Raw genomic sequence first — 4,111 nt, 5'->3', positions numbered from 1 at the left:
TAACGCCGCGTTAAGTAGTGAGCAACGCCACCACTGAACCTAACCATACCACCTTAAACACAAAACCCAACGATGGAATGAAAAATGCCATGCGTTGGGAATCTGTCTTAAACGCTTTGTTATGCTTAAAACTTACCTTTTTTCTCCAATCCATCGAGTAAGAGGTATAAAGATTTAAGGCGGCTTTTAAGCATCGGCATATTGTCAGACAAGTAGTTCTCATAGCTTGAAGCATCAGATTCGGAACACTTTTCTTTGGCAATTTGAATACCTGAATGCTGATCTAAAAACAAATCACGCTCAATTTCGATAACATCATCACTTTCATCTAGAAGCACTTTTGTGAGAAAAATTGTTGAGTCAATTACACGATGAAGAGGCAACTCCTCTGCTTGACGAGTCCATTTATCTCCTGTGTGGCGCAAGATGATGAGGTAGCTCAGGAGCAGTAACATACTCCTTTCTATCTCCGAATTCTTTTATTGGCATATTTGACTCCAAATTTTCGATTTAAGCATAACGCCGCATTAAGGTGTGAGCAACGCTACCACGAAGCTTAACCAAACCACCGTAAACACAAAACTCAACGATTGAATGAAAAATGCCAAGCGTTGGGAATCACTCTTAAATGCTTTGTTATATTTCAATAAATGCATCAATCTTTTTACGTTGAGCTTTAGTACTGTTTTTGCTTTTTTTAAGCTTTTCTAACCAATTTTTGTCTGAATCACGATAAGGAAATCTTCCACTATCCTCTAGTTCAGTCAAGATTTCATCAATGTCATGGTCATTAAACCAATCCAATCTAGAGCAATATTCATCCCAAGTAGCCCAACATTTGCCTAATTGACCTTTTCCAGACCACCTTAAGATAGATACTATATGGTCTATTCGTTCTTCGAATATTTCACTTTCAACCCCAGGGGATATTCTTAATATATTAGTGAATGGTTTTCTTGCACTATAAAAGTCCCATACCCCATCGGATTTTGCACACAGTTCCATAACAGATTCGTAAAACTGCTCTTTGACTTCAGGATCAGGGTAACCATTCTTGTTTGTCATCCATATGATTGTCTCAACCACCTGATCTATTTCTCTATATGACATCCGATTTTCAGGAGAAAGCAGGTCGCCACCAAATTCTTTGTAAATGTTTTGACTCGATAAGATCTCAACCAGAGCTTTTACAGCTTGGTGTCTAGATTCTTTATTATTGAAGATTTTAAGGACTGCCTTGTGTTTAACTGGTTTCTTTTCGATTATTGAATCAATAACCTCAACTAGACGTTCCTTTATGTTTATGTGTTCGACAAAAAACCTCTTTGTTGATTTTTTGTACTCTCTGTACGCAATAGACAAGTCTTCTAAAAACTCACCAATTTCTGCTTTTATGATATGTATATTCTTATTTTGAAAAAGTAACTTTGACTCTTCTAGTACTTCGTCTTTAACACTAGGGTGAACTACCATAAAAGCAGGCGGTTTACTTTCACCAAGATGAGCATACACCTCATCATAGAGAAAGCTAATATTAGGATCAGTTAAACTATATCCTAGGAATACAGGCGATGCCTCCGAGAAAAGTGTGTAGATCTTTCTATTTAAGTAGGTATCTTCCCTTTGAAAAGAGAAATACTGACTTTGAGTCACTACAATACTAGATGGTCTTCCAACATCACCGTGGATTTTAAAAATATTTCTCCCCGTATTTGAAACCTGTGGAGACTTATCCTTTCTCACTACAACATTAACCAGATCATCAAAAATACTTTCAAGCTGATCGTCCCAATTCGTAGTCACAATGGTGTTAGGAGAAAAAGCCCTGAATCGTCTAACCCAATCAGGTTTAACACCAGATTTCTTTAACTCTAACAGAGATGATGAAACCAAAGAGTTAAACTTATATTCATCGTAGTCTAAGTGGTGAACAGCATAAGAACATAATAGTTCAGCCGCCTTTAATGGGTTTGTAACGTCCAGATCTAATGGATAATCTATCGTTTCGCTAATTTTATGCAGAACTTCTTCCCAACTACCAAAACCAAAATTGTATGAAAACCCTGATCCAATCCAAAGGAAATAGTTTTCATTAAATAACGATGCAAATAGACTGCTCTTAGCATCTTCTTGTAATTGTTCAATACAACTCATAAATTACCTTTGAAATATAACGCCTGCGATAAGGTGTGCCCCACTGAACCAACCAAGCACACTGAACTCCATACCAAAACCGCCGAGTGTAACGCATCACCTTGATTGCTTTGTTATATTTTCAATACGTTGCCACTAACTTTTCCAGCTGAGACTGCGCAAATGACAAGAGAACTTGCATTATTTTCTGATGCAACAGCAAGCTTACCTTGACTGTCCCATGCTCTGCTTTTACCACATGTTTTCCAACCACCAATTTCAGCATTATGGTTGGCCATAAGAACGGCAAAATTATGTTCGGAGGCATAACCCTGTAATTGCTGACTATCAACGTCAAAGCCATTATCTGAGACTAATACACTTGAAAGGTACACGTCAGCATTTGCAGCCTTAGCTTCTGCGGCATGAATTGGATTACTAAAATCAGCACAAATAGCCAAAGCAATCCGTTGCTCTTTGTAATTGAAGAAGTAACTACCTTTACCAGCAACAAAATACTCTGATTCACCGGTATGAAGATGCTGCTTACGACAGAAGTCAGTTTTACCAGATGGATATGAGATTATAGCTCCGATAAATGGGCGTGATTCTGCACTTTTTAAGGGACAGCCACTAACAACGACCACACCATTTTCTTTTGCGACAATTGAAAGTTGTTTAACAACATTTGATTCAACATCAATTGCAAGATTGCTTGCTAATGTTGGTTCATAGCCAGTTAAAGAAAGTTCAGGAAAGACCACAACATCAACGCCATTTCGTGCTGCGACTTCAACACACTTTTTGTGTTCTAGAAAATTCTGCTCAATCGAACCTTTTACCACTGGAAACTGCACTAAACCAAAACTTACTTCATTGTTGTTCACTAAACTATCCTTTGAAAATATAACGCTCTGCTAAATGGCGCTTTCACTTAACTTTCAAAGCTAACCACACTCAGAACCAAAAACACCGAGTGTTCAAGCGTCCGTTTAAGCAGTTTGTTATGTGGTTATCTCTATTAAAACCTGAAAGTTCCAAGCCTTGGGTTTTATCGGAAATGAATATACATTTCCGGGGTCTTCTTCTGCTTCTACACTTAAACTCTTACCATTCGCGAGTGTTAAGCAATAATCCAACCCTTCAGTATCAATATTCTTTATATAACCGAGTTCTGGGTGATGAATCGATACGATCTTACAATGAACAGATATCGTAGATTCACTACAAGTGAAACCACTATGGATCTCTAATGGCTCACTGCCTTTAACACAAGTCAGCTCAACAACCTCTCCAACCTTCAAAGGTTGATCTAATTCATACCAATGAAAACGGTATTTACAAAGTTTTTGCATCACTATTTTACTCAACTCTTTCCAAAAACCACATAACGCCTGCGATAAGGTGCCCCATATTGAACTAACAAAGCACACCGAACTTCATACCAAAACTGCCGAGTGTAACGGGTCACCTTGATTGCTTTGTTAGGCATTTTTCAACTAGTGTACTTGTTTTCAGTTACACCATGTGGGCTCAGCCAACCAACAGATAAATAGGAACTCAAGTACTCATCAAATTCGGATTCATCTTCAAATGAATATCCACGGTTATTTATGTTATCTAGTAGCTCTGTTGAAATTTCAACCTTTGAGCCAGTCTCGCGATAAACCACTTCAGTGACTTTAAATGAAAAATAGTCTCCGACAACATCATTGCTAAACTTCAAGAACTCACCGGTTCGAGGAACGGCTTGCATCTCTATCGTTTTCGTTAGATGAACCCAACGAGTTTTACTTGCAAGCCATATACTGAATTCAATTTTTATCATCTGTCCCTATACATAATCGTTATCAACTTAGCTTCGGTTACTCTTTAATGCCTAACGCTCTGCTAAATGGCGCTGTCACCTAACTTCCAAAGCCAACCACACTCAGAACCAAAACCGCCGAATGTTCTGGCGTCCGTTTAAGCAGTTTGT

At 38.2% G+C, this 4,111-nt stretch carries 5 protein-coding genes; all 5 read right to left on the bottom strand.

Annotation, left to right across the window (positions count from 1 at the left end; translation table 11 throughout):
- Nucleotides 1-125 precede the first annotated feature (125 nt).
- Complete coding sequence (locus MHO82_RS25575) at nt 126-455, bottom strand: DUF6530 family protein (protein WP_239189414.1); 330 nt, start codon at nt 453-455, stop codon at nt 126-128.
- Between the two features lie 181 nt (nt 456-636).
- Nucleotides 637-2,154, bottom strand: coding sequence for an SIR2 family protein (locus tag MHO82_RS25570; RefSeq protein WP_239189412.1), 1,518 nt, complete (start codon nt 2,152-2,154; stop codon nt 637-639).
- Nucleotides 2,155-2,267: 113 nt separating this feature from the next.
- Nucleotides 2,268-3,020 (bottom strand): carbon-nitrogen hydrolase family protein, encoded by a 753-nt coding sequence (locus MHO82_RS25565; RefSeq protein WP_239189410.1) that lies wholly within the window; start codon nt 3,018-3,020, stop codon nt 2,268-2,270.
- 117 nt (nt 3,021-3,137) lie between these two features.
- Nucleotides 3,138-3,488 (bottom strand): hypothetical protein, encoded by a 351-nt coding sequence (locus MHO82_RS25560; protein WP_239189408.1) that lies wholly within the window; start codon nt 3,486-3,488, stop codon nt 3,138-3,140.
- A 140-nt stretch (nt 3,489-3,628) separates the two neighbouring features.
- Nucleotides 3,629-3,859: a hypothetical protein gene (locus tag MHO82_RS25555; protein WP_239189406.1), complete on the bottom strand. Its 231-nt coding sequence runs from the start codon at nt 3,857-3,859 to the stop codon at nt 3,629-3,631.
- Between the last annotated feature and the right edge of the window lie 252 nt (nt 3,860-4,111).

The organism is Vibrio sp. Of7-15 (genome assembly GCF_022347565.1).
Taxonomy (GTDB): domain Bacteria; phylum Pseudomonadota; class Gammaproteobacteria; order Enterobacterales; family Vibrionaceae; genus NORP241.
This window is presented reverse-complemented; position numbering and strand designations above follow the sequence as displayed.